A 23790-nucleotide genomic window follows, 5' to 3' on the forward strand; every position below is an offset into this window, starting at 1 on the left:
TGCCAGCAGAGTGTGTGTTGTCTGCGAGTCAGTCTTCGCGAGCAAGCCCGCTCCCACAATTGATCTTCGTTGCTTTGAGCATTGAGTTCGCTTAACTGATCGGCATTAACCGCACTGGCGCCCTGTACATTTCTTTGGTTGAGTGCACAGGGTTGTATCGAGTACGGCATTTCTGCAATTGGAGGAGCAAGCAATGGAATTTGCATTGACGGTGAACGGGCTGGCGCTGAGCGTTCGGTCCCCGGATCCAGCCCTGGTCACGCCAGTGCGCGAGGCGCTGAACGCCAGTTACCGCGAGCATGCGCCCTTTCTGGAGTGGGCGGTCGAACACACCAGCGAAGAGCGAGCGCTGTCGTCGATGTTGCGAGCGCGGGATGATTTCGCCAGTGAGTCCGGTGAGCGGCGGTTATTCATCGTGACTGAAGACGGACGCGCCATCGTTGGCTGCATCGGCCTGGTGCCGCGTCGGCGCAAGCGCTATGTCGTCGGTTATTGGGCCAGCAGTGCGTTTGCCGGCAAGGGCTACATGCGCGAAGTGCTGCAGCAACTGGTCAGGCGTCTGCCTGAGTTCACCTTTTACCTGACCACCTCGTCGGCCAACACTCGCAGTCAGCGTCTGGCTGAAGCGACGGGGTTTGCGCTGATCAGGGTTCACCCGCAGGTGCGACAAACGCCACTGCATGGCGTGCAGGACACCTGGGTGTATCGCTTCGGCGGCAAACGCCAGGCAAAAAAAAGCCCGCGGGAGAGCGCGGGCGAACCGTAGTTTCTTGAATGAGCGAGCGGACTGTACCGCTTTGGCGCAAGTGGAGCAGTGAAGAAAAATTCATCTGGTTTGTCGGAAGATCTCCGAGTGCCGGCGAATAGATTTCACTCAAGAGTTTCTGCAGCGACAGTTTTTATCCTTGGCATCACGGATCAAAGGATCACCGAAATCTTATTTGATAATGTTTTGCAGCCGAACTAATGTCGCGACGCTTTTGCGGGCTGACGTGAAGTCCCGCGAATGTCATGGCGTTTTCTTCGCAAGTTGCCCAGTGAGCGCCACTGAGACGCAGAAGGCGCGTCGTAAACCGGAAGATTTCTCTACACGGAGTAGAAAGCATGTTCAATCGCGCCATCCCCTTGGTCTTGGTTGCGGCAGTGTGGCTGCTGTCATCGAGCAGCGGCGCCTGGGCGGTACCGACAGTTCAAGCGCAAGTTCGGCCGCCAGACGCTGCCGGGCTGATGCGCGAAGCTCAGCGCCTGAGCCGCGAAGGTTCACTGACGGAGGCCACGGTCTCTGCCCGAGCGGCCATGGAGGCCGGCCGACAAGGCAGCGGTGGCGCCTTCGACTTCACTGAGCTTGAAGCAGGAGACTTGCTCGTTGATCTACTCCACAAACAGGGTAGGTACGACGAGGCCCGACGAGCGGCTGAAGAGCAAATTGCGTATTGGGAACAACAAACTGCCGCCATGGCAAGGTCGAACAGGCGCGACCCGCGTATCACGAGCATGCTGGGTCGGGCGATCGAAGCGAGCATGATGGCGGGTGAAAAAGCACACGTAGCACGCCTGCAGGAAAAGCTGTTCGCTGTCGTCAGACCCGATCCGGGTCAGTGGCGCTTGTCTTCGGATGAGCCGCGCTTGCGATACAACCTCGCTGACTTCTCGATGCCACTTACGGTGGGACAGTGGAAGTTGACCAAGTTCCAGCCAGCCGAAAAGCGCGATTCCCACACCCTTGTTCTTTACACGCAGGCGTTGCCAGGCGGCCGCCTGAGCGCCGAGATTTCCCTGTCTTATGACGAAGATCAGCGCAAGGTGAGCGCAGCCGAGCGCCAGGCACAATTGAGTGCTTACCGGGAGCGGCATACGCCAAACGCACTGGAAGTGGCAATGCCCGATCTCGCCTTCGACGGCCTGACAGCCTTCAAGCGGGGAGAGCCATCGGAGTGTGAGGGCGAGGAATGCATCAATGTGCATTGGCTGACCTATCGTGGTGATTGGCGCATGGACATCGACATCACGTTCGGATTGCGGGACGAGGCCCAGGCGGCCGAGCAAATGCGTCAACTGTTCTGCGCATTGAATTGGCACAGTGCTCCGCCGCTGTTTCGTGAGCGTCCGATGGCCCGGCAGATCCGCGATATTGAGGTGGTTGCGTCCCTTGAGGACGGTGTGGCCAAGGCGGCTGAGCTGGCGAAACAGGCGTTGCCCGATGCGCATTTTTCGGCAGAAATTGCGCTGTTGCAGACTTACATTGGCGTGTCCCAATACCAGCGTGCAGACTTCGACGCCGCTCGCCAGGCGCTGGGTTTGGCCGTGCCCGCCTGGGAGGAGACTTTCAGCAATGAAATCCTCTATCGCAGTGCGCTGGACCACGGCGCCGACATCGCCTATCGACAGGGCCGAAGCCAGGACGCTGTTGCCCTGAATCGCAAACTCATCGAATGGCAGGAAAGCGATGCAACGCTGGGTTGGGCGGTTCCGAAGGATGAAAACGCTTTGGTCAACAACCGCAAAGGTGTGCATTTGCCCCTGCGCGTGGGCGACTACCGTTTGCGTCCGGACACACAGGGGCGGTTCTACTACGAAAACCTGCAGACCGGGGCACAACTCGGCCTGACAGTGGGCATGCCTGTGTCCTCTGATCAGGAGTTGGAGTCGACGCTGCGTTCGTTCATGTCGAAAAACCTGAACCTGCAAGCCGCAGGCCTACACAAGACAACGTTTTCACCGAGGTCCGCCGTGCATGGCGCCGCACCGGCAACGGGCCACAAGTGGGAGTTCGAGGTGTCGCCGCTGCCGGAAGCACAAGGTTCCTCCAGCGCAGACCCTGTCACCGACGCCTCACGTAAAACTCCGACAAAAATGGCCTTCTGGATCGTCGATCGCAACGAGCACCGGTCAATGTTGCGCGCACCTGTCACTGACAGTGGTCGATCCAGGACCGAGGCAGATCAAATTGCACAGGCGTTATCCTGGTAAAAGTCGGTGCGCCAAGGGCCGAACGTAATGGAAGATCTTGGGCCACCTGTCCATCCAACGGTTCAAGGCAAGTGATCGGCAGCGAAATCGGCTTCCGAACGTGCCGTCAGCCGTCCCTTGCGACAGGCCTCCTGAAAGCGTTCGAAGTCGCGTTCGTTCTGCGCGGTATAACTGCGTGCGTATTTGAACAGCGCGTCGGCCAGGGCATCGCCCTTGCCGATGTAGCCGCTGATCAGCGCCGCATTGCCCGAGGACTTGGCGTGAGCGCGGGCGAGTGCGCGACCGCAGACCCGGGCATAGGCGGCGAAGGTTTCGGCGTCGAAGGTTTCCAGCTCGGCGGAAATTTTCATGTCGCGCAATTGCCGCACATAAAAATGCCGACCGCTGGGTCCGGTGGTCCAGCCGAGAAACAGATCGCTGGCCGACTGCATCAGGCGTTGCCCTTCGACCACACGCTGACCTTCATGGCGAACCTTTGATTTGGTTTTCACATAATCGGCGAGCACAGAGCGCCGCGCTTCCTTGAACTGCAAAAACAACGGAAACTCCTGATCGTCGGTCAGCAACGCCACCAGACACCGCGTGCCGACGCTGCCGACCCCCACCACCTTGAACGCCATGTCCTGCACGTGAAACCGTGACAGCAACTCACGCCGGTCAGCCTGCAGCGTGGTTCGATAGTCACGCATGAACGTGTCGAACAACGGTCGCCAGTCCGCCAGCCGCAACCAGTCATCATCGGCGTCGAGCAGCGTGGTGTTCTTGTGCAGGTGGAAAATTTCCGGCAAGTCATCGCGAATGATCAGCCGCCCGCTGGCGTCGCGCTCGCTGATTTTCGGCAGCAACTCGGCGTGAGTACGCCGCTCGGCTTTATCGACGGCACGCTGCACATGCTCCAGCGCACTTTTGCGCGCCTGATCGAGCAAATCTTCGTACTTGATCGATTCGTACCAGGTTTCCAGCGCACTCTGTTCGGCGCACTCCAGCATGGTCGCCTGATAGGCGCCGACCATCTGCCGGCACACGTCCTCTTCGACCGACTCGCCATGGCGCAAATCCCGCGCCGCCACCACAAAGCTTGCGGCCAGGCGCTTCACATCCCATTCCCAGGGGCCAGGATGCGCCTCGTCGAAATCATTGACGCTGAACAACAGATTGCGCTCCGGCGTGGCAAACCCGCCGAAATTCATCAAATGCGCATCACCACAGATCGGCCCGACCAGCCCCATGTTCGCCGTGCCCGACAAGTCATGCGCCTGCACCAGCGCATTACCGCGGAAGAAGGTGAAGGGCGACACCAGCATCCTTCCGTAACGCAGTTCCACCAACGAGGCGACGCGGCCCTGACTGGAGGCCTTGATCAGCGGGATCGGATCGCGGTTCATTTTACCGGTGGTGGCGTGGGCGCTGCGCGAGCAAAGCTTGCGGGCGTTCTTGCCTTGCTTCATGCGGGTTTGGAGGGTGGTCATAGGGGCCTTTTTTTGGCTTTGCAACGTTGTCCCAGCCATCCCTTGAAGCCTGAAAAGCCCCGGGAAAGGCCAGCGTTCATCGGGTGGCAAATTGATATTGCGTCAGGTAGCATTCAAATGCCATCACCCCCCTGGCATTGAGTAAAGCACTATTCAGGCCCGTCGGAGTGTGCGTAACGCCTTCCACACAGGGTAGCCGGGGCGGGATAGGCGGCATCACGTGATGCTGCTCCAAGGCTGAGCTTCACATTCACAAAATGAAAGTTATCGGGCCCTTCTCGGATCGTTATGGGCCCTCGCTTGCGTTCACTTTGATCGCATCGTTCTTGTTCCAGGGATTAGGCACACGATATGGCTTTACTCTTTCCTTCTCGATCCGCTTGCCAGTTTGATACTCCGGGTGAGCGGCGTTTGGCAGAACGTCTGGAGAAAAAACTTACGGACGATTGGCTCTCCTGGTTCGATGTACCCATCGGTCTCAAGGCCCGACGACCTGACTTTGTCATCATGCACCCGAAGAAAGGAATCCTGGTGCTGGAGGTCAAGGACTGGAAGATCGATATCATCAAAAGCATGAGCGTGACCCAGGTCAGCATACTTGTCGAAGGTGAGCTGAAAAGTGTTGCCAACCCGCTAGAGCAGGCGCGCATCAATACCTTTGAGGCCGTGAATCTACTTCAGAAAGACCCTGCCTTGAAACAACCGCCCGGATCTATCCGCGAGGGCAATTTATTGATGCCCTACAGTTGGGGCGTGGTGTTGCCCGAGATCACCCGAAAGCAATTTCAAAGTGAGGGGCTCGCTCAGGTAATGAGCGCTGATCGGGTCATCTGCCGCGACGAAATGACCGAAACGGTGGATAACCAAGAGTTTGAAAAGCGTCTGACTGACATGTTTGTCCAGCGGTTTCCTTGCCATCTCACCGATGCTCAAATTGATCGCGTGCGCTATCACCTGTTTCCGGAAGTGCGGGTGAATGTATCACCCGGTCAGTTCGGACTGTTCAGTGCGCATGACGCACCGGTACCAAGCTTCATCAAGGTCATGGACTTGCAGCAGGAGCAACTGGCTCGTTCCATGGGTGAAGGTCACCGGGTCATTCACGGCGTCGCAGGTAGCGGCAAGACGATGATCCTGGGATATCGTTGCGTATACTTGGCGCAAACGTCGAGCAAACCTGTTTTGGTCCTGTGCTACAACAAATCCCTGGCTGGACGGTTAAAGCAAGTACTGACCGCTCACGGGTTAAGCAACAAAGTGTCGGTGCGCAACTTTCATGGTTGGTGCTGGGATCTGTTGAAAGCAGCGGGTGCTGATTTGCCTGGTAAAGATTTGACCCCCGAGGAGGCCAAGGCGTTTCTTGAGCACCATGTATTCGAGGGTGTCGCCAGCGGACTCATTGCCAAAGGGCAATATGGCGGCATATTGGTCGATGAGGGGCATGACTTCCAACCTGAATGGTTTGAACTGGTCGTCAAAATGCTCGATCCGCAGATCAACTCTTTATTGGTGCTCTACGACGATGCACAAGCCATCTATCGTGGTAAGGCTGGCAAGGGCGGTATGGAGTTCAGCTTCGCCAGCGTCGGCATCCAGGCGCCAGGGCGAACCACCATTCTGCGCCTCAACTATCGAAATACCCTGGAGGTGCTGTCGGTGGCCCGAGCGTTCTCCCTGGACCTCCTGAATGCGCGTGATGCTCAGGAAGACAATGTTCCGATCGTCGCGCCTCAAAGCGCTGGACGACGCGGCCCGATCCCCGAACTGCTCCATTGCTCGACGTGGTGGCAGGAGCGCGACTGCATCGTTGAGCGGATTCGCGATGAACAAAACAAAGGGCGCAGTCTGGAAGATATGGCCGTGGTTTATCGCACTTCCTCCCAGGCACTTCAGATCGAAAAGAATTTGGCGTATGCAGGAATTCCTTTTGTCTCCGGTCGTTTCGCCAAAGGCCGCGGCGAACTTTACAGCGGTGCAGATGCGGTCAAAGTCGTCAGCATGCACTCTAGCAAGGGGCTGGAATTTGGTCTGGTGATCATCCCCGCATTGCATGAAATGCCCAAAACGGGCGAAGAAGAGGCGGACGAAGCCCGTTTGCTCTATGTCGCCATGACGCGAACAATCGAGCGTCTGGTGATGGTTCACCGTGAGCATTCGATTTTTACGACCAGAATACGTGAGGCAATTGATGCGGTGAGGGCGCATCTGGCGGGTGATGATGCGATAGAGGTGGCGGGCTAAGTTGCCATGCCAATCAGGGAGTGATTTCTTTGTTCAGATGAGTCCGGCTCTTTGAACGTTTATTCCCGAGGGATCAAGTGATAGCGCCAGTGCCTGGAGAGTGGCCGTGGTTTTAACGGTCGAGGGGGGGCGAACGATAGGGGGATGGATTTCAGGCAGAAAAAAAGACGTCCTTGGACGTCTTTGTTTGATCATTTGGTGGGCCGGAGGGATTTGAACTGGTTTTTTAAGCTATTGGTTTGTATGGGGTTGTGTCTTCTGCGTTATTGCTTGGAATACCATTTGGAATACTAATTCGACCCGCGATGCTTTGAGGCATGATCCTGGTTTAGGCGCTGATGCGGAATTGCCCCACCTGCTGGGGCAAGACTGACACAACATGAATGCGTAAATACCCAGCGCAGAGGGCCGTAACCTTGAAGGCTACCTGGGTCAACGATTTCTCGGCAGCTGGGTCAATTCCTCATCAATGCCAGCAGACCAAGTTCCCTCAGAGCGCAAATCGTATCCGGGATTCACGGCATTGCGCCGGTGGTAACGCTTCTCCCCGTCTCACGGCGGCCAGTAGCTGATCGACCCCGATGTGCACAGCATCGGCTTGCACGTTGGACGGCTTGAAATTCGCTACATTATCGAGACCTTGCCGGTGCGCCTGAATGATTTTCACGTCCTGACGAATAACGATACGGGTGTACAGATGAATGAACGGACGCAACAGACGTAGTACCCAGCGGGGTAACCGGAAGCGGTAGGCGATGTAGGTATAGACGCGCGACTGTCGTGAGTCTATGGGTGTGATCTGGCTGATGATGAAGAACGCCGAACAGTCGCCCCAGCGGTAGTCGCAGCGCGTGACGTTGGGCGAAAAAAAACGATCCGTGTGCACCAATGGCTCGCCGTCGGGATTACTGAGCCAGTTCAGGAAACCGATCTTGTCGCCGTCATCGTGATAGGTCACTTCAACGCTCTGCGCTTTACACGCGAGCGTGGCCTCCATTGTTCGCCCCGTGCTGGATCTGAAGATGCCTTCGTGCACAAACACGGTGTGCGGTACGTCCATGAAGTTCTGCACGAGGCTGCCGACATCTGCCTCGAACGTGTTGATCATAAAATAGGACTGCCAGGTTTTTTCGCCGTAGACCGGTAGCTTGAACACAGGTTTTTCCTGCGGGTTGCCCGTGCCGGTGTAGACCCAGACCAGTCCGTCCTGTTCTTGCACCGCAAAGTGACGCTGGCGGTACCGATACGCGGGCGAAGTCGATGAACATGGTATATCGCCGACGCTGGGGATGTGCACCACTTGCCCCTGAGCATCGTAGCGCCAGCCGTGGTAAGGGCACACCAGGCAATCGTCGGCAATCTTGCCCGCCGATAAGCGCGTTCCGCGGTGCACGCACTGGTCGAGCAACGCTGCTGCCCGTCCGTCACGCTGGCGAAATAGCACCAGGTTCAGGCCCAGAATCTTCGCCCGGTGAGGTTTGTTTTTGCGCAGTTCTTTCTGTGCGCACGCCACATACCATTGTTCGAGGGTGCCATCGTCCGGCGTCTCAAGAAGATTATTCAAAGGTGCCGACATGAGCTTTCCGTTAGAGCGAGAAGGGCTTCGGCTGTCTCCAGCCGATTGATAAGTGAACGCGGCTTGAAGTCGCCCGCACGGATGCCGCTCAACTCCGCCGCCTGCTGCAATACATGCGCGAGCTGATCAGCACCGCCGTCGAGCAGGCGCACCTGCACAGGTCCCAGTTGCCCGAGTCGGCGTGCCTGGCAGTAATGAAAGGCGTCGGACAGTGCCGTCTCGATCGTCAGCGCCAAGGCATTGGCATCAAGGTGGCGGGATGTCGCAACCAGCGCCGTGTAATGCGGTGGCGACGCGTAGGCATTGGGGATCAGGCAGGCGGCGCCTTTTGTGGCCAGGCAACGGTCGAACAGGTTCTGCACGGTTTGCTCATCGAGTTTTTCTCCAACCAGATCACTGGTTCCCGTGGCACGTCCCACGAACTCGACCCGTGGCGTGGCCCACGACATGCCGACGACGCGGACCCGATCGCCCAATGCATAGCGGTACAAGCCGCCACCGGTGGTCAGCAGGACCTGCGCCGTTTCTCCCAGGCGTAACGAATGAGCATGGCGCAGGGCGCCGTCTTCGCAGAGAAATTCCAGATAATGGCTGCCGATCGCCAACGGGCATCCAGGCCCGTCGCCGAATGGAACGCTCACGACGCCTTCGGTGGCAAAAAGACTTTTCGGCAGCCACTGCGTTTGCGGAAAACGCACGGCCAGTTGCGTGAAGTAGTGGCGGCTGGGGCCCTCCATCCAGCAACTGACGGCGGCCAGTCGTGGCCATAATTCAGTGCACACTCCTTGGGATCTCGCTCGGCGCAATGCTGACTGGCGCGACGCGGGAAGCGCGGCCTCCAGCCATGCAAACGTCTGCACATGTTCGGGCGTTTCGCCGTCGAACAGTGGCTGCAACAGGCTGGTCAGGAAGGTCGGGCTCCACACACTGATAAAGCTCAGATCGGCATCGGCCAGCAAGGCGAGGAGGGTCTTTCGGCGCCATTGCGACAACGCACCGCTGAACTCGGGAATCAACAAAGTCCCTGCCAGACCGGCCAGATGACTGCCGTGCAAATACTCCAGATCACTGGCCGAACCGATGCAAATGCCATTGGGGCCCGCCACTGGCATTTGCAAGGGCGGCGACATCGACCAGTAGCTTGATCCGTGGCTGATTTCGGGCACCTGACGATGCATGTCGGCGAGCCACACGGTCAGCGCGCTGTGCATTTCTGCGAGGAAGGCGCGCGTATAGGGAATCGCTTTCTGCAGCGCGCTGTTTCCGCTCGTACGCTCGAAGAACAGCGGCGGGGAGGAGGTCAGAATCGCTTCGGATTCATTTTGCGCGCGCTCGATCCACGGCTGCAGTTGCAAGTAAGTGTGGATCGGTACGTTATCACGAAACTGCGTCGAGTCATGCAGCCGAGCAAAGTGGTGGGCGCGGCCGAATGCGCAATCACGATTGGCTTCGAGCAGTCGCAGCAATGCCCGCTCTTGCGTCGATTGCGGTTGCTCGAGTTGCGCGAGCCATTGATCGAGCGTGGGCTTGGCACGTTCCAGGAAGGTCTGCCACAGCGCGCGTTTGACATCCATGTGGGCGCTCATCAGAAGTAAGTCTTTTCCAGTTGCGTCAAGTCATCGGGTAACCGCTGGGGCGGCAGAAAAACCTGCAGCCAGCCATACCAGAGCGGCCGCGTTTCTTTCAGGTTGGAGGCTTCATGCATCTGCTGCCAATGCATGGCCGAGTGCCGATGATGGGTCAGGTTGTAGTTGAAGTTCAAAAACGCCCAGCGCACCAGGTGCGGGGCCCGCATGTTATAGGCGCCCTCTACGACATCCAGCGGCGTGCGCATGTGGTACACCCACTGCAGCGACGACCAGGAAAATGCAAAAGCGAGGTAGGCGATGAGCACAACGTGCCACGTCCATCCCAGCAAGAGTCCGATCGACAACCACGCGGCGACGCCAGCAATGGCTTCCCGGCGGATGCGTTTGAAGTCGGCGCTGGAGAAATCCTTGAAAGCCGCAGCATAAGTATTGACCTCTGCGGTTTGCGACCACTTGTCCGTGATGCGGGCCGGCAGCACCGGCAATAAAAGGCTGCCGACAAACGCCGCCAGCCAGATACCGCCGAGCACCGCAAAGTAGTACTCGATACGCTTGCGCCACAGCGACTCATCCGCGACCGCGAAGTCGGCCAGCTCTGCGCGTGTGCGATTGCGCACATGATGCCCCAGATGGTTGATATGGATCAGCGTGGCCGAGGCGCCAAAAATGGTAGAAGCCCACCACATGACGAAGTAGTTAAGTGATTTGCGACTGTGCGCCAAGCCATGAAAGGACTCGTGCATCATCGAGAAGACACCTTGCATGACAAGGCAGAACGGAACGAGCACCAGCCATTTGAGCCAACCCGCATCAGTGTGGGAAAGCCAGGTCAGTGTCGCGCCCCAAAACAGCGTCTGCAGCGCCAGAACACACAGATTGCTCACGTCGAAACGACGCGTTTGCGAAATGTCACTGGAACTGCGCATATGGGCTCCTTGAGAAAGGTCGAGTCAAAAAGTATACCGCCCTAACCGCTTCACTACCGATCAATTGCTGAGGCGTCGGGGCAACGAGGAACCGCAGAAAACTTTATGTCGTATTTAAAACGTCTTTTAACTAGACGCTCGCCGGCGAAACCTGTTTGCGCAGATATCCCACGGCGCAATGTGCGTTTTTCACTCGATGAGCAGACTCCTCGCTATTGGTATCGTGGCTGGCCGCACGTGACGCGCTTTTTCGATGGCCTGTCGATCATGTTTCCACTCGGCGAAAAACTCTTCATCGACAGTGTCGTGTACTTTCGAAAAGCGATCGAAAACGATCCGGCGCTGGCCGAAGCCGTTGACGCGTTCGTTTATCAGGAAGCGTCGCATATTCGCGAACATCGTTCGTATAACCAGCTACTCGCGGCACAAGGTGCACCTATCGATGCCCTCGAACAACTGCTGTTGCGCCGTCAGGAGGTGGGCAACAAGTTTTCGCCGGCAATGCGTCTGGCCATGACGGCCAGCCTGGAACATTTCACCGCGATTCTTTCCGATCAACTCCTGCGCAATCCCGCGGTCCTCAAAGGTGCCGAGGGAAAGATGGCCATGCTATGGCGCTGGCATGCGATCGAAGAAACTGAACACAAGGCCGTCGCCTACGATGTGCTGGGCGTGGTGGTTAGCAATCCGCTCTGGCGATACCTGATGCGATGCGGGGTCATGCTGATCATGACCGGCTACTTTGCAGTCGATGTCATGTACTTCATTTATCGACTTGCCGGCAATGACGGGCAACGCCGCAACTGGCGCGAGTGGCTGCGTTTGCTCGGCTGGTTATTCGTAAGTCCCGGTCCGCTGACCCGTGTGTTTCCGAGATGGCTGGCCTGGTTCATTCCGGGATTTCATCCCAACCATCTCGACACCCGTGAAGCGCTGGAAGCGGCGCGGCAAACGCTGGACGAATACGCTGGGCGCAAACCATGAGGCGACTTTCGGCGATAACAGAAGTCTGGATGCCTGAGGGGTTTGACGACTGGCCACTGCATTTTCCGGCAACCGAATTCGCAGCGCCCGAGGCACGGTTGGACTGGACGGAACAATTTATCGCGTCCTGGCACAAGCCCATGCCCAGCCTTCCTTCTCGCACGTTGGTGGTACTGGTTGCCGGACTGTTTTCCGAATGGTTGCCCGGCTGTTTTCAGGATTGTGCGCGGACGTTGCAGCGCTTGGGCTATCCGGTTCTGCGCATGCCCGTGCGTTCATCTCGGGGCGTCATGGCGCAGGGGCGGCATATCAGCAAGGTGCTGACGGCCGAACTCAGGCAGGGGCAACGATTTGTCGTATTGGCGCACAGCAAGGGTGGCCTCGACGCGCTCGCGGCATTGGCACAGAACAAGGCATTGAGCGAGGCATGTGATGGCGTTGCGCTGGTGCAACCGCCAACAGGTCCATCGACAGTCATGGATGACGTGTTGGCTGGCAGCGCAGGGCAGTCGAGCATCAACTACCCGTTCGATCGCGTTCGCCGCGTGCTGGCGAAAACCCCCTGGGTGGCCGATGGCGCGCGGGATATCAGCAGTCTGCGCGACCCGCACATTACCCACCTGCTCAAACACCTGCCCGCCGCCGTGCAGTGCGTGCACGTCGTCAGTTGGAGCGCTGTCCTCAGTTCGCGCCTCGATACCCATCACGCCCGCCTCAATGCCCGGCGACCCGGTTGGGCTCATGACGGGCAGTTTTACCTCGAGCATCAACGCATCGAGGGCATGCCGCAGATCTGTCTGCCCCGGCTCGATCATGGTCAACCGGTGCTGGGCGGCGGTGGCTTTGACGCCACACGTTTCTGGCTGACGCTATTGGCTGTCGTGCACGGACGCGCTCAGACGAGATAGATTTCGAAGCCTGGGATGCGCTCGGCGTCCTGCGCCGTCAAAGCTGCAGCATTCCCCACACAGGGCGCCGTGTACAGGTCCATTGGAATGGACACGACGCGATAGCGCGTCATGGCCATCCAGAGCGGGTCATGGTCATACAGACACAATTGCATCAACGCGTACTGACCGCGAACGCGCATCCACGCAGCATCCAGCAGTGCCGCAAAGATCTGCGGGTCGCGCTGTCGTACGTGCAAGTGGGTCAGGTAAACGTCGCGCAATGCCTCGCCGGGCGCGGCAATGGCAGGGCGCCCCAACAGCGGCGCACAGGTGTTGAACGCGAGGCGAAGGGTCTGGTGCGCCAAGGGCAATGTTTCAAGCACCACCCGTTTGATCCGCCCGGCATCCCAAGGCGCGACACAGCCCAGCAGATTGTCTTGGGCGTCCAGTGCCAGCAGAAATGACGAGAGGCCGAAGTCCGGCCAGGTGTCCAGGCGCCGTGCAAACTGCGCTTCACTGAAAACGCTGCCGAAGGGCTGACCTGCCGATTCGCGGTCGAGAAACGCGCGCAGCGCATCAGCGTGGCACGGCTGCGCTTGTACGATACGCACGTTGTCCAGCGTTCGCGGAGTGCTTCGCCATCCGCGCTGGGCATACACGGCTACGTTACTGTAGCCCCGCCAGTGCGCAAGCCTGAGTGGATTGGCGCGCCGTCCGCCCAGCAGCGACTGCGTCGCGAGACGGTTGTCGCGGATGACACAGCAATAGGCGTGCTGGACACCTGTTTCATCGGCCAGCGCTTCGAGCCTGACTTTGACCTCGGTCATCCACGACACCGACAGACGCCTATCAGGTACCAGCCGCAGATCCCCCAAATAGGCCACGGGCTGAATGTCACCCTGAAGATAACCCTCGCGCACCACCAGGCTGGCAATGCCCTTCAGATCACCGACCTCGTTCTCGGCGAGCCAGGTGCGATGGTCCAAGGCATGACAATGGTGCAGCGCAAAATAGTCAGGCCCACGATCAAAACGCATTGGCAAGCCGCCCTGCATGGCCCGCTGCGCCTGAAAGTCGAGCAGTTGCCGATTGTCCGCAGCGCTGGCCTGGCGGATCAGCATGGTTGTGTGGCGGCAAACAGACGCAGCGCCATCGGCCGCAGGTTGTCGGGGTGCAATTCACACAGACAGACCAGCTCATCGCCCGACGCGTAATGAGGATTTTTCTGCAGAAAATAGGCGACGTTTTCCAGGCGCAGGTGAGGGGCAGGGACTTGTGCCAGTTCCGTCGTCAACCGACCTTGAGGCACTTTGAAAGACAGCACGCCCGTTGCCGGATCATAGGCCTCACCGAAACGATCCACTGCAAGATGATCCGCCAACGCCTGCACCGTAGGATCCGTCACCACGCCGGCGCGGGGGGCGTAATTCAACGCCATGGCGCCCAGATAACGGTAGGTGCGGTGACCCTTGCAGATCAGAAACCAGTACAGAGGCACGTCCGGCTGCTCCTGCCAGATCTCACCGGCCAAGCGCATCCACGCGAATGCCAGTTGCTGGCTGCCCCAGTGTCCGCGGTCAATGATGGTGTCGCCGGAAAAAATCACCCTGATCGGTTGGCCTGACCACGTGCGCTCATACCGTTTGAGGGTGGTGAAACCGACGATGGTTTCATCTGCGCAACGCAATACGATGCAGTGCGTCTTGTCCTGGAAATCCTGATCAAATCGAGGACGGGAGGTATCGCAGTAGGATGCGGAATAAATCTCGAACATCCGATCGATATCATGTGGATGCAGATCGCAGCATTCAACGGACGTTGCGCTCAAACGCATGGAGATCCTCGGCATCGCAAGCAAGATGTTTGGAGTTTGGCGAGTTGAAAGGGTCAATGCAACGTAGACTTCCTTTTGTTGCTGCCATTTCTGACGGTGCAAACCTTGAGTAACCGAGCGGAAATCGCCGTTCATGGCGGTATGGAAAATTGAGTTTGTTCTGACCTATCAGGCGCCTTATTCATGTCATCCACGTTTGTCAGTTATCACCTTAATACCTCGATCGTGACGCGGCCCTTCAGTTGGCTGGTGATCTACACCGTCGTGACGGGCGCGCTGTACTTTCTCGTCACGCACTTCCCGATGGGCGCGGTACGGGTGATTCAACCGACTGGGTTTGATACGCACATTGCTCGACTGCCTTACACGTTGCCGCTGTACCTGAGCTATGTACTGATCATGCCGGCGCTGGTGCTGCTGGGGCGGCGCCGCGAATGGCTGTTGCCGGCCTTTTTTGCGGCGGCCGTGGCTTCCGGAACCTGCCTGCTGAGCCACTTGTTCTGGCCGACCATGATTGAGCGCCCGGATAGCGCGTCACAGTGGCTCACGTGGTTCTACCGGATTGACTCGCCTTTAGCGGCCTCACCGAGTGGACATGTCGCATTGCCGGTGGCCATCAGCGTTGTCCTGGGTTATCTGCGCGTTCGCCAGACATGGATCTTCACCCTGTGGAGCCTGGTTTTAGCGGTTACTGTGTTGACGACCGGCCAGCACGTACTGCTCGACGTGATGTATGGCGCGGCCATAGGCGGCGCGGCGGGCCTGGCAACAATCATGCTGCATCGCCTGAGAGTGGATTTGCGCACCATGGCGGCCATCCTGCTTGAATGGTTATGCATCATCGTGACATTACGCATTGCGCTTTATGTCTCGGACTGGCGCTTGTATTGCGTGGCCTTCGTTATTATTGCCGCGCGCCAACATGCACTTTTCATTCTGTACCACGACGCGACTCACTATCACCTGACTCGTCATCGCAGTATCAACGACTTTTTGATCAACTTGGCAATAGGTGTTCCAGGAACGGTCCCGGTTGAATTTTATAGGCCACTGCACCTCGAGCATCATCAGCACACAGGCACAACGAAAGATCCGGAGCGGCGCTTTCTTTATCACCAGCAGCCTTGGGAGTTCCGTCCTCTAAACGGGAAATTATTGCTCAGGCAATTGCTGGGGGATTTGTTCATCATTAATACGCTGCGTAATCTGCGCGCCTACAGAGATGCGGGCGGGGCATCACCGAAGATGACCCGATCCGTTGTCGCTGCAGGCATTATCTGGCTCACCCTCTTATCTTTCATCGCCTGGCAAACTGGCACCCAGACGATGTTGCTTATCGCGCTGCTATGGTTCGTGCCACTTGCCACCTTGGGAACCCTGCTTCAGAAAATCCGTAGCATCGCCGAGCACAGTGGCGGCCCCGATGTAACACCCGGCTGGCAGGAATGGACTTACGCATGGAAAGTGGGATGTGCAGGAAGGTTTTTCATTTGGCCTTATCACATCAATCTGCATCTGCATCATCATCGCAGCGCCAACCACCCATGGCATGTTCTTCCAGGCCTGGTGAGTACCGATGACCGTCTAATGGACTCGCGTACGCTTCTTTCCCTTCTCTGGTCAGGGCTGAAGAAAAAAAACTAATTACCCTCTCTTCGGCGAGCGCTGCTTGGGTCGCTCTTTGCATTGCCTAACTTTCGGCATCGCCCTTGGGATTACTGGCAATCAGACTCGCACCGCATGCGGTTTTCATCCCGTGGAGCGCCACCGAAACACCGCCGACATCCAGTAGAGCGCTGCCCTGCGCAATAGGAAAAACCCCTTTGCATAGAGGGCAAACCACCTTGTGCCCGACCCCAGCCATGGGCTTGCCGTTTAAATCTGTTTGGTTGAAAGCTTCAATAACGGTGCCACCGTGACTGGTGGAGTCGCCGAGCCGAATGATGTCCATGTTTACTCCTTGGGGTTGCCCCGACTCCGTTCATCAATGGCTGCCTGGAACCCTGCAGGCAAGCTGCCCCGCAGGGTGATACCAGCCTGCTGAAGGCCTCTTAGAGATCGTCCATCCAGTTGGATTTTGGTTTCTGATCGGCCAGAAACTCTTCCAGCGTGTGATCCTGCTGCCCGATCGACACTTTAGGCGCCGAAGGAGCTGAGGACACGGCAGGCGCCTCCTCAGTACTGGCAGTTTGTGGCATCAAGGTGACGCCAAAATGATCATTGCCAGCAGGCTTCTTGCCGGGTGTTGGTGAGGTTACGGAAATGATTGTCGCCTGGTCCTGGCGTCGCATCGGCATGACCACGCTGGTGTCGGCGTTCAGGTAACTGGCCATCGTGGCCAGTGCAAGACCCACAAAAGGTGATGCCGACCCCGTGTCGCCCAATCGCTGGGTGAGGTCGTAACTCTCGCGCGAGTCCAGCAGATCCAGCGAGCTATTGGCCGCTGTGAGCGCCGGCAACAGTTCAGCCAGTGGCGCGGTGTTCAAGCCACCATCGAAGAACACTCGGGACGGTTTTTGCGTGAGTCCATCCGTGGCGCTTTTCCAGCCTGCGGCCAGTTTGACGGTCAAGGCTTCGCGCTTGAGGCGCTCGCCTGTATCTGGCCGTAGCAACGACACAATTACCGGCCGATGCAGTTTGGCCAACACGGGTAACGCATCCCATTGCTCGAAAGCACGTTGGGTCCAGGGTTGAGGAATAAACTCCGATGGCTGGAACTCTACCGCTGGTTTGCGCGCGCCCCAACCGGTGAACTCCGGGTCGATCTTGTTCTCGTTAACCTTGGCAAACTGAGCGTAATAACGCAGCCATTCGACGCGCTCCGGGCGACCGACGACCATGGCGACCATTGAGTCGGTGAGTTCGCCTGGTTGCCTTGGTCCGGTTCCGACCCCAATGGGTTTATTGCCCTTCGTCGACAATGACAATGCCGTGTTGAAGCCTTCGTTGGCGTAGACCAGCAGTGCGGGAAGATCGGGATTGCGCTCGAATGTCTCGAACAGCGTCTCCAGCAGATCTTCCGGGGTATCGCTACAGACAATGCCATCCTGCACATTACGAATGCGATGCCAGTGCAACCCCGCAGGTCCTCGCAAGTCGTTGACCATGACCGACAAGCTATTCTGGGTTCTTTCAGGCGTAAAACGCAGATTCGGTGTTTTTGGATTCCAGCCACGAACCGCGGTTACGGTCGGGATCGGCCATTTCTCCAGAAAATCCCGCAATCCCAACTCCAAGGCATCTGCCTCTCTCTTTTCAGAGGCGGCGTCCTTGTCATCAGCGGTTACCGGGTACTTCTTCGGATCCATGGGCAGAATGCTGCCGACGTGCAGGGCTTCTGACTGTTTGGCATTTTGTTCTTGCAAGGTCTGCCAGGCCTGGCCTTGGCGGTACACATCAAGGCTGATCCCGATGCTGAGCACATCAAGGGTTTCCAGACGAGGCGAAGTGGCAGGTGCGCGGTAACGAGTATCAGCAGGCATGGCAGCGGCCTCCTTGGCCGAGGTATAGGCAGTCACGGGCGAGGCCGGGCTGGCAAAGCAACGGCTAGCCGTCAATGAATGTTCAGCCGATTGAGCCAGATGACTGGTCAGCAGAAGGCTGGTAAAAGACAGGTACGTAAAGAGGTTTCGCATCAAGGGACACCACCAAAACGAATGGGCTCGCCATCCTTGAGTTCACTCCGGGTCTGCGTGGCCACCAAGGCGGGCATTTGATCCTTCACAGCGTCAGGCAGCTTGCCACTCTTTCGATAGATTGCCGTGGCGTCGATCAGTGGTTTGTTTTCATCCTGAAGATAGAGCGTCTCCACGTCATCATCCGGTCCATCACTCTGTGAATCCGCGTCAGCCTGGGCCCTGCCTTTGGCGCGGGTGTTCGAACAATCCAGCCGCCAATCCGCCACACGACACAGATACGCGTAGAACGTCGCATCATCGACGCTTTCACCCGCACCAATCGCCACGTCATAGGCCAGCACTTGGCGGCTGTGTTCAGGGTTGTTGGGGATGGAGGAGTGAAAAGACTGAGCCTCCGAGTATTCCTCGCCTTGCAGACGCAGGCGCGCCTCGTAGGGTGTCTCGCCACGAGTGATCAGGACCATGCCATTGCCTTGCGACCGAGCGACAAACACATGGGCGCATTGAGAGGCTTCCTTGCCTTCATTGCGGGCTCTTTCAACACTCTCGACATCTTGCCCATATTTGAAGGCCAGTGCCTCTGGCATGGTCTCCTGGCGGCTGCGGCGCGCTTCTTCCGGTTTCCAGCCGCCATTGGCCACACCTATTGAGGCATCGACGGGGTCCAGGGTGTTCTTGATCTGGTACACACCACTTTTGGAATCTTCGCCTGGGGCGGTAATGACACCGTCAGTAGAAAAGTCCACCTCGGCCGGCACCGGCAATGCCGGGGCGGTCAAGATCACGCTGGCGTTCTTGTCCAGGCCTCCGTTCGGTAGCCGATCCATGAAGCCCAGGCCGGTGTCTTCCCAAGGATGCTCGCTGTCCAGACGCAAGAGGTAGACGTAAGGGGGCGCATGCGCACCGACTTTTTCCTTCTCGCTATTACGTTTGCGCAGGGTAAATACGCGCTGGTGGAAACGTTGTGGAAGCGCCTTGCGCGCAGGCTGACCATCGACCTCTTCGCCGACACCTTGCCAACCAATTCCCTGGACGTTCTTAAGGCCAACAACCTGGTCCTGGGGCGTGAAATAGAGAAAGGTGCTGCCGCGGTTGTCCCGCTCGTTGAAGGTGACCTTTTGCCCACGGATCGTGGTTTCACACGCTGAAGCGCCCGTCCACCCAGGCCCGCCAATAGCCCCGTAACCCTGACTGTTTTTAAGGGCCACGCCAGACAGTGCCGGAGCCGTATTCGGGCTGCCGGCGATGAATTGCAATATGCCGTTGAGCGTGGCGATACGAGCGCCGGTCGTTTGCTGCCCGCCCAACTTCTGAACTTTATCCATGTTGGGCTGGAACAGGCTGTAGGGTGAATTGAACATGACCACGCCATCAGCGGGCTTGGCACCCTCCTCCTTGAGGAACGCATGGGCCAACAGCGTGAGAAGTGTGCCCTGACTGTGGCCCACCACATTGACCGTATCGTTCGGATGACGTTTGCGAATGATCTTGATCATCATGGCCAGACGCATGGCGGCCAGGACCATGTAGCGACGGCTGGCGGCTGAAAACAAGGGGTGGGTCATTGTGCCCCCTATTTTGTTCAGCGAGATGAAGCCGAGCAGCATGCCGTTGAAGCCCTTGCCCCACATATCAGGCAGGTTGGTGGTGGCGTTGGCGAACTGCCCTCCTTCCTTGGTCCCGGCCTTGTCCAGGCGATTGCCGTCACGGTCCAGCCATTGACCGTGGGCCTCGGTTTTCTGGATGAAATCTTCTTCCTCGCGAAACCCCCAATAGAACGGCACCACCACACTGCGTGGCTGGCACCCATCGCTGGATGCACCGAACTTTCGCCGGAAGTACACGGCATCGGGGTTGATTGCCGTGCCGTCATCGTCAGAGGGCAAGCTATAGCTGGCCGGCATCAGAAATCCCGGATTGTTCGCCCCGTTGGGGAGCGTACGTGGCATATCGAGGCGCTCATTCAACCCTTGGCACAGTCCACGCTCGATGCGTTCGTAGCACCCGGCCAGATCGTTGACGCCGTGTACGACGATGGTCACACAAGGCTTCGGTGGCGGCGGAATGAGGTGTACATCGCCACCGCTGGGCATGGTGATTGATTGGGCGGAACAGATTTTTTTCGGCTGGACTGTTTCACTCATTGCACAATTCCTCCTTGAAAATTACCAGGATCATGACGGGTTACCAAACTGACGCCTATTGGCGCTCAGCCTCGAATACGAAGGGGTCTCCCTGATTAGGGAAGTGCAACAAGTAGCGGGCAACCGGAGTTTTGCCATCAGGCAGCCAATAATCCATCTGCAGCCCGAGCGGGTTGTTTTCCTGCTCAGGGCCCAGATACGAATTGTCCGGATAGCTGAACTGGTTCTGTGGCGCCTTGCGAATCGCAGCACAGGACGCAAACAATCGTGGCAGGGCGTAGAGGTGTTGGCCGTGTACCAACAACACTTGGGTATAGCGATCCCCCCGACCACTGCTGACGTATTGCATTTCGAGGCACGCCGAAGTGCCCTGTCGCCAGGCTCTGACCAGCGCCAGGTTTTCCGGATCGATTGAATCACCGACGCGCCACGCTGGCGGCGCAAGGTTGATCACATCGCGCAACAGCCAACGCTGCTTGCCGATCGACAGAGCCTCACCGTCAAAGACAATCTCGGGCGTGCCTTTGACCGGTTTCAGCGGTAACTCGCCGGGCACGGTCCACAGCGCGTGGTCATAGCGTTCGTACGCCGGGCGCGTGGCATTGACCCAGAGGCAATGCCTCGGTGAATCCGTGCAAGGCATTGCCAATTCGGTACCAGGCCCCGCAAACAGATTGGCACCCAATGACTGATAGAACGTACGGTAATCGGTGAACTTTACCGCGGCGGCCTGCGCCACAACGGACAGGCCCACGCCAAGCAATATGCCCAGAGAGCGGTTGAGCTTTCTCATCGATACTCCTTGGCGCCGGTCGCCTTGATGCTGTCCGTATGGGGGGCTAGAAAATCGTTTCAGGAGGATGGAGGCTTATGCATGGCCACGTTGGCAATGCTCATCGCATCCTTCTGCAACAACTGCGTGGCTCCCTGCGCATCGGTCACCCCCTCGACAACTTCGCCATTGGACAGGGTGATTTTGTACGGCATGTTAGGCATCGCCGATTTTCCATCGATCTGCTTGAGCATGAACCGTCGCTGGGTATCGCCGACTTTGAATTTGGGCAGTTCCGCTTCCAGGCTGGTCGCGCCGAGATGGCTGTGTTTTGCCGCTTTGACGATCAGGTTGCCAGGCATTCCCAATTCGATATTGCCGCCCTTGAGGGTGATGTAGGCCCCGCCACACATCAGGGTGATGTGCTCTTTGGCCGAAATCAGCACGTGCTGGTTGCTCGCACTGACTTCCACGCTCTGGTCCGCCTCCAGGCGGATGTTGTTTTTCTGCGCCTGCAACAGCATCGGGCCCTGGTGCGTGATCTGACGCATTTCGCCGCTGTGGGCAAACATCCCCAGGTCGGTCCCGGCGTTGAGCACAAATTTCTGCCCCGAGGTCTGTTGCTGATTCTGCTGGGCAATGGTGTCGATGTGCCCACCGGCCGCCACCGTGACGCTGTTGGGCGATGCCGCCGCGATACCGGCCTCACCGCTAACGGCAATCGCCGGTTTGCCACCGTTGCTCTTGCCCGACTCGTCGTTCGCGCCGTTGCCCAAGTCGCGGACCGCTTCGCTGAGCGTTTTCTGGGGCTCGGTATCATGGCCCACGCCCTGGTTGTCCTGGGCGTAATCGCCCAAGTCCTTGGCCAGTTTCAACGCCGCTTCCAGTACCTGTACAACAGAGGCGCGATTGAGGTGACCGCCGCTGGCGTTCATTTGCTCCTCGGTACTCAGCAGCAGGCCTTTGGCTGCTCGCAACGCGCCGTGTTCATCGGTGCGCAACTCAAAACCTTCGCCGCGCGGTTCACCGCCGCTCGGTCGTGGATGCGTCAGGTAACCCAGATGCAATGCGGTGCTGCCGTGATCACTCATTAACGCGGCACTGATCTGCTTGGTGGTGTCGTCAATGCGCAGTTCGTTGGCCCTAGTGCCCTTGTATTCCTTGCTTTTGATGGTGCTGAGAATCTTGTGATTGGGCAGTTGGTAAGGCGGCATGTTCGTCGCCCGGTAGGTGCGACCGGTGATGATCGGCTGATCGCAATCGCCGTCGAGGTAATCCACGATGACCTCCTGGCCAATGCGCGGGATCGCCATATGGCCCCAGTCCGCGCCCGCCCAGTTCTGCGCCACGCGCACCCAGCAGGAACTGAATTCGTTGCTCTTACCTTCCCTGTCCCATGGGAACTGGACCTTTACCCGGCCAAACTCATCCGTGTAAATCTCTTCCCCGTCCGGCCCGGTCACCGTCGCAATCTGTGGTCCGTCAACAATCGGTTTGGGGCGTGGCGGGGTACGCCATTCGATTTCTTCGGAAACGATCTCGGCGACAAAGTCATAACTCACGCCGACATCGGCACCGGCGGACTCTTCTTCCTGACTGGCGTGCTGGATGCCCTTGTGAGTGATTCTCAGCGGGCGCCACCAGCGATTGAAATCTTCCCGGGGGTGGCCGGTGAGCTGGAAAGAGAAGCCCGGGATCAGGCGCGGATCGTCGCCTTCGACAACGGCGATTCGAGCGTCGCCACGGTGCCCCAGCAAGCGATTCTGGGTGAAGGGTTTACCGGCGGCGGTGGCCTTGTAGCGGCCCGGATAGTCGTAGCGTTCGTAGTTAGGCGTCTGATGTTGCAAGTCATCGCCGGCGAAGTTCTGCTGCTGGTCGAAGGTCGGGCGCTTGAAGGTGTAATCGCGTTGCGTCTGCTCGGCCGTGCGAACGTTCTCGGTGTAACTGAACGCATAGAGCACGGGTTGCGTGGCATCCGCTGCCGGTTCAGTGGTGTAGAGCACCGGAGCGCCTTGAATCCGCTCCTGCACATAGAGTTTGTCGCCCTGGATCAGCGTGTGAGTGCTTTCGTTGCATTTGAAGAAATAGAACAAGCCTTCTTCGCTGGACAGCCGATCGAACAGGTACAAGTCAGTGTCGCCGACCTGCGTACAGTATTCGCGCGGCAAATGTTCGCTGTTGATGTGTTGCTGATAGTCGAGGATGCCGTGCTCGCTCAACACGGACTTGATGATGTCCGGCACGTTTTTCTGCTGAAAAATACGCCAGTTGGAACTCAAGGCCAGTCGGGCGAGTTGCGGTTCGACCACCGCCCGATAACGTGTCCGGCGGAAGCCGGTTTTACGTTGAGTGAAACTGGACACCAGCCCGTGGACATGACGCACAGCCGTGCCGCCTTGCCAGATCGTGAGCAATGAGGGCTGATCGAGCACCTTGCCGAAATCAATGTTCGGGTTGCGGCTGGCCAACTCGATCGTGAGTCGAAAAGGCTCACAGATGGCCTCCTCCAGCGTGAACTCTACGACCTCGAACTCCATCTGCCCTGACAACACAGCAAACGTGAACTTCAAATCCCTTTGACGCATTTAACTGTTCCTTGATCAGGTGAGAAAGAGAGTCCGCACATCAACTCTGCAAGGCATAAATCGCGTCGACCAGCAGAGCTGGCCGACGTTTGTAACGATCAGCCGCGATTAAGCGACTGGCTGACGCCAGTCATCGGAACCCGAAGTACCGGATACTTCGTGGGTCCAGGTG

General features: G+C 58.0%; 17 protein-coding genes. 6 read left to right on the plus strand and 11 right to left on the minus strand.

Annotated features, from left to right (window positions below; genetic code table 11):
• Positions 1 to 193: 193 nt before the first annotated feature.
• Both PseAD21_RS26275 and PseAD21_RS26280 read left to right on the plus strand, forming a co-directional pair.
• Positions 194 to 766, plus strand: a complete 573-nt coding sequence (locus PseAD21_RS26275) for a GNAT family N-acetyltransferase (RefSeq protein ID WP_102358682.1) — start codon at positions 194 to 196, stop codon at positions 764 to 766.
• A 338-nt stretch (positions 767 to 1104) separates the two neighbouring features.
• Positions 1105 to 2970 (plus strand): hypothetical protein, encoded by a 1866-nt coding sequence (locus PseAD21_RS26280; protein WP_102358683.1) that lies wholly within the window; start codon positions 1105 to 1107, stop codon positions 2968 to 2970.
• Positions 2971 to 3032: 62 nt separating this feature from the next.
• Here the strand turns inward: PseAD21_RS26280 and PseAD21_RS26285 are convergent, their stop codons facing one another.
• Positions 3033 to 4439, minus strand: a complete 1407-nt coding sequence (locus tag PseAD21_RS26285; RefSeq protein ID WP_102358684.1) for a DUF2252 domain-containing protein — start codon at positions 4437 to 4439, stop codon at positions 3033 to 3035.
• Positions 4440 to 4790: 351 nt separating this feature from the next.
• Here PseAD21_RS26285 and PseAD21_RS26290 point away from each other — a divergent pair, with 351 nt between their 5' ends.
• A complete protein-coding gene (locus PseAD21_RS26290; RefSeq protein WP_102358685.1) occupies positions 4791 to 6680 on the plus strand; it encodes a DEAD/DEAH box helicase in 1890 nt (629 codons plus the stop codon).
• A gap of 490 nt (positions 6681 to 7170) precedes the next feature.
• Here the strand turns inward: PseAD21_RS26290 and PseAD21_RS26295 are convergent, their stop codons facing one another.
• From PseAD21_RS26295 to PseAD21_RS26305, 3 genes are read right to left on the minus strand one after another with little or no spacing between them, the layout of a single operon-like run.
• On the minus strand, positions 7171 to 8256 hold the full coding sequence (locus PseAD21_RS26295; RefSeq protein WP_102358686.1) for an aromatic ring-hydroxylating dioxygenase subunit alpha: 1086 nt from the start codon (positions 8254 to 8256) through the stop codon (positions 7171 to 7173).
• Complete coding sequence (locus tag PseAD21_RS26300; protein ID WP_102358687.1) at positions 8241 to 9842, minus strand: GH3 auxin-responsive promoter family protein; 1602 nt, start codon at positions 9840 to 9842, stop codon at positions 8241 to 8243. The genes PseAD21_RS26295 and PseAD21_RS26300 overlap by 16 nt, the downstream gene beginning before the upstream one ends.
• Positions 9842 to 10771 (minus strand): fatty acid desaturase, encoded by a 930-nt coding sequence (locus PseAD21_RS26305; protein ID WP_102358688.1) that lies wholly within the window; start codon positions 10769 to 10771, stop codon positions 9842 to 9844. Before PseAD21_RS26305 ends, PseAD21_RS26300 begins: the two co-directional genes overlap by 1 nt.
• A gap of 105 nt (positions 10772 to 10876) precedes the next feature.
• Here PseAD21_RS26305 and PseAD21_RS26310 point away from each other — a divergent pair, with 105 nt between their 5' ends.
• Together PseAD21_RS26310 and PseAD21_RS26315 are read left to right on the plus strand one after the other, a co-directional pair.
• Positions 10877 to 11755 carry a metal-dependent hydrolase gene (locus PseAD21_RS26310; protein ID WP_178082170.1) on the plus strand — a complete coding sequence of 293 codons (879 nt, stop codon included), beginning with the start codon at positions 10877 to 10879 and terminating at the stop codon, positions 11753 to 11755.
• A 14-nt stretch (positions 11756 to 11769) separates the two neighbouring features.
• Positions 11770 to 12663 (plus strand): hypothetical protein, encoded by an 894-nt coding sequence (locus PseAD21_RS26315; protein ID WP_102358698.1) that lies wholly within the window; start codon positions 11770 to 11772, stop codon positions 12661 to 12663.
• Here the strand turns inward: PseAD21_RS26315 and PseAD21_RS26320 are convergent.
• On the minus strand, positions 12651 to 13766 hold the full coding sequence (locus PseAD21_RS26320) for a hypothetical protein (protein WP_102358690.1): 1116 nt from the start codon (positions 13764 to 13766) through the stop codon (positions 12651 to 12653). The two genes, PseAD21_RS26315 and PseAD21_RS26320, sit on opposite strands and share 13 nt — an antisense overlap.
• Positions 13760 to 14419 carry a hypothetical protein gene (locus PseAD21_RS26325; RefSeq protein WP_218244990.1) on the minus strand — a complete coding sequence of 220 codons (660 nt, stop codon included), beginning with the start codon at positions 14417 to 14419 and terminating at the stop codon, positions 13760 to 13762. The genes PseAD21_RS26320 and PseAD21_RS26325 overlap by 7 nt, the downstream gene beginning before the upstream one ends.
• A gap of 243 nt (positions 14420 to 14662) precedes the next feature.
• Here PseAD21_RS26325 and PseAD21_RS26330 point away from each other — a divergent pair, with 243 nt between their 5' ends.
• Positions 14663 to 16123, plus strand: a complete 1461-nt coding sequence (locus tag PseAD21_RS26330) for a fatty acid desaturase (RefSeq protein ID WP_102358692.1) — start codon at positions 14663 to 14665, stop codon at positions 16121 to 16123.
• 46 nt (positions 16124 to 16169) lie between these two features.
• Here the strand turns inward: PseAD21_RS26330 and PseAD21_RS26335 are convergent, their stop codons facing one another.
• The 5 genes from PseAD21_RS26335 to PseAD21_RS26355 form a co-directional block, all read right to left on the minus strand.
• Positions 16170 to 16430: a PAAR domain-containing protein gene (locus PseAD21_RS26335; protein ID WP_102358693.1), complete on the minus strand. Its 261-nt coding sequence runs from the start codon at positions 16428 to 16430 to the stop codon at positions 16170 to 16172.
• A gap of 100 nt (positions 16431 to 16530) precedes the next feature.
• Positions 16531 to 18114 (minus strand): DUF2875 family protein, encoded by a 1584-nt coding sequence (locus tag PseAD21_RS26340; protein ID WP_305886538.1) that lies wholly within the window; start codon positions 18112 to 18114, stop codon positions 16531 to 16533.
• Positions 18114 to 20261: a DUF3274 domain-containing protein gene (locus PseAD21_RS26345; RefSeq protein WP_102358695.1), complete on the minus strand. Its 2148-nt coding sequence runs from the start codon at positions 20259 to 20261 to the stop codon at positions 18114 to 18116. Before PseAD21_RS26345 ends, PseAD21_RS26340 begins: the two co-directional genes overlap by 1 nt.
• Before the next feature lie 55 nt (positions 20262 to 20316).
• Positions 20317 to 21054 (minus strand): hypothetical protein, encoded by a 738-nt coding sequence (locus PseAD21_RS26350; RefSeq protein WP_102358696.1) that lies wholly within the window; start codon positions 21052 to 21054, stop codon positions 20317 to 20319.
• 59 nt (positions 21055 to 21113) lie between these two features.
• On the minus strand, positions 21114 to 23618 hold the full coding sequence (locus PseAD21_RS26355) for a type VI secretion system Vgr family protein (RefSeq protein WP_102358697.1): 2505 nt from the start codon (positions 23616 to 23618) through the stop codon (positions 21114 to 21116).
• Between the last annotated feature and the right edge of the window lie 172 nt (positions 23619 to 23790).

This window comes from Pseudomonas sp. AD21 (assembly GCF_002878485.1).
Taxonomy (GTDB): domain Bacteria; phylum Pseudomonadota; class Gammaproteobacteria; order Pseudomonadales; family Pseudomonadaceae; genus Aquipseudomonas.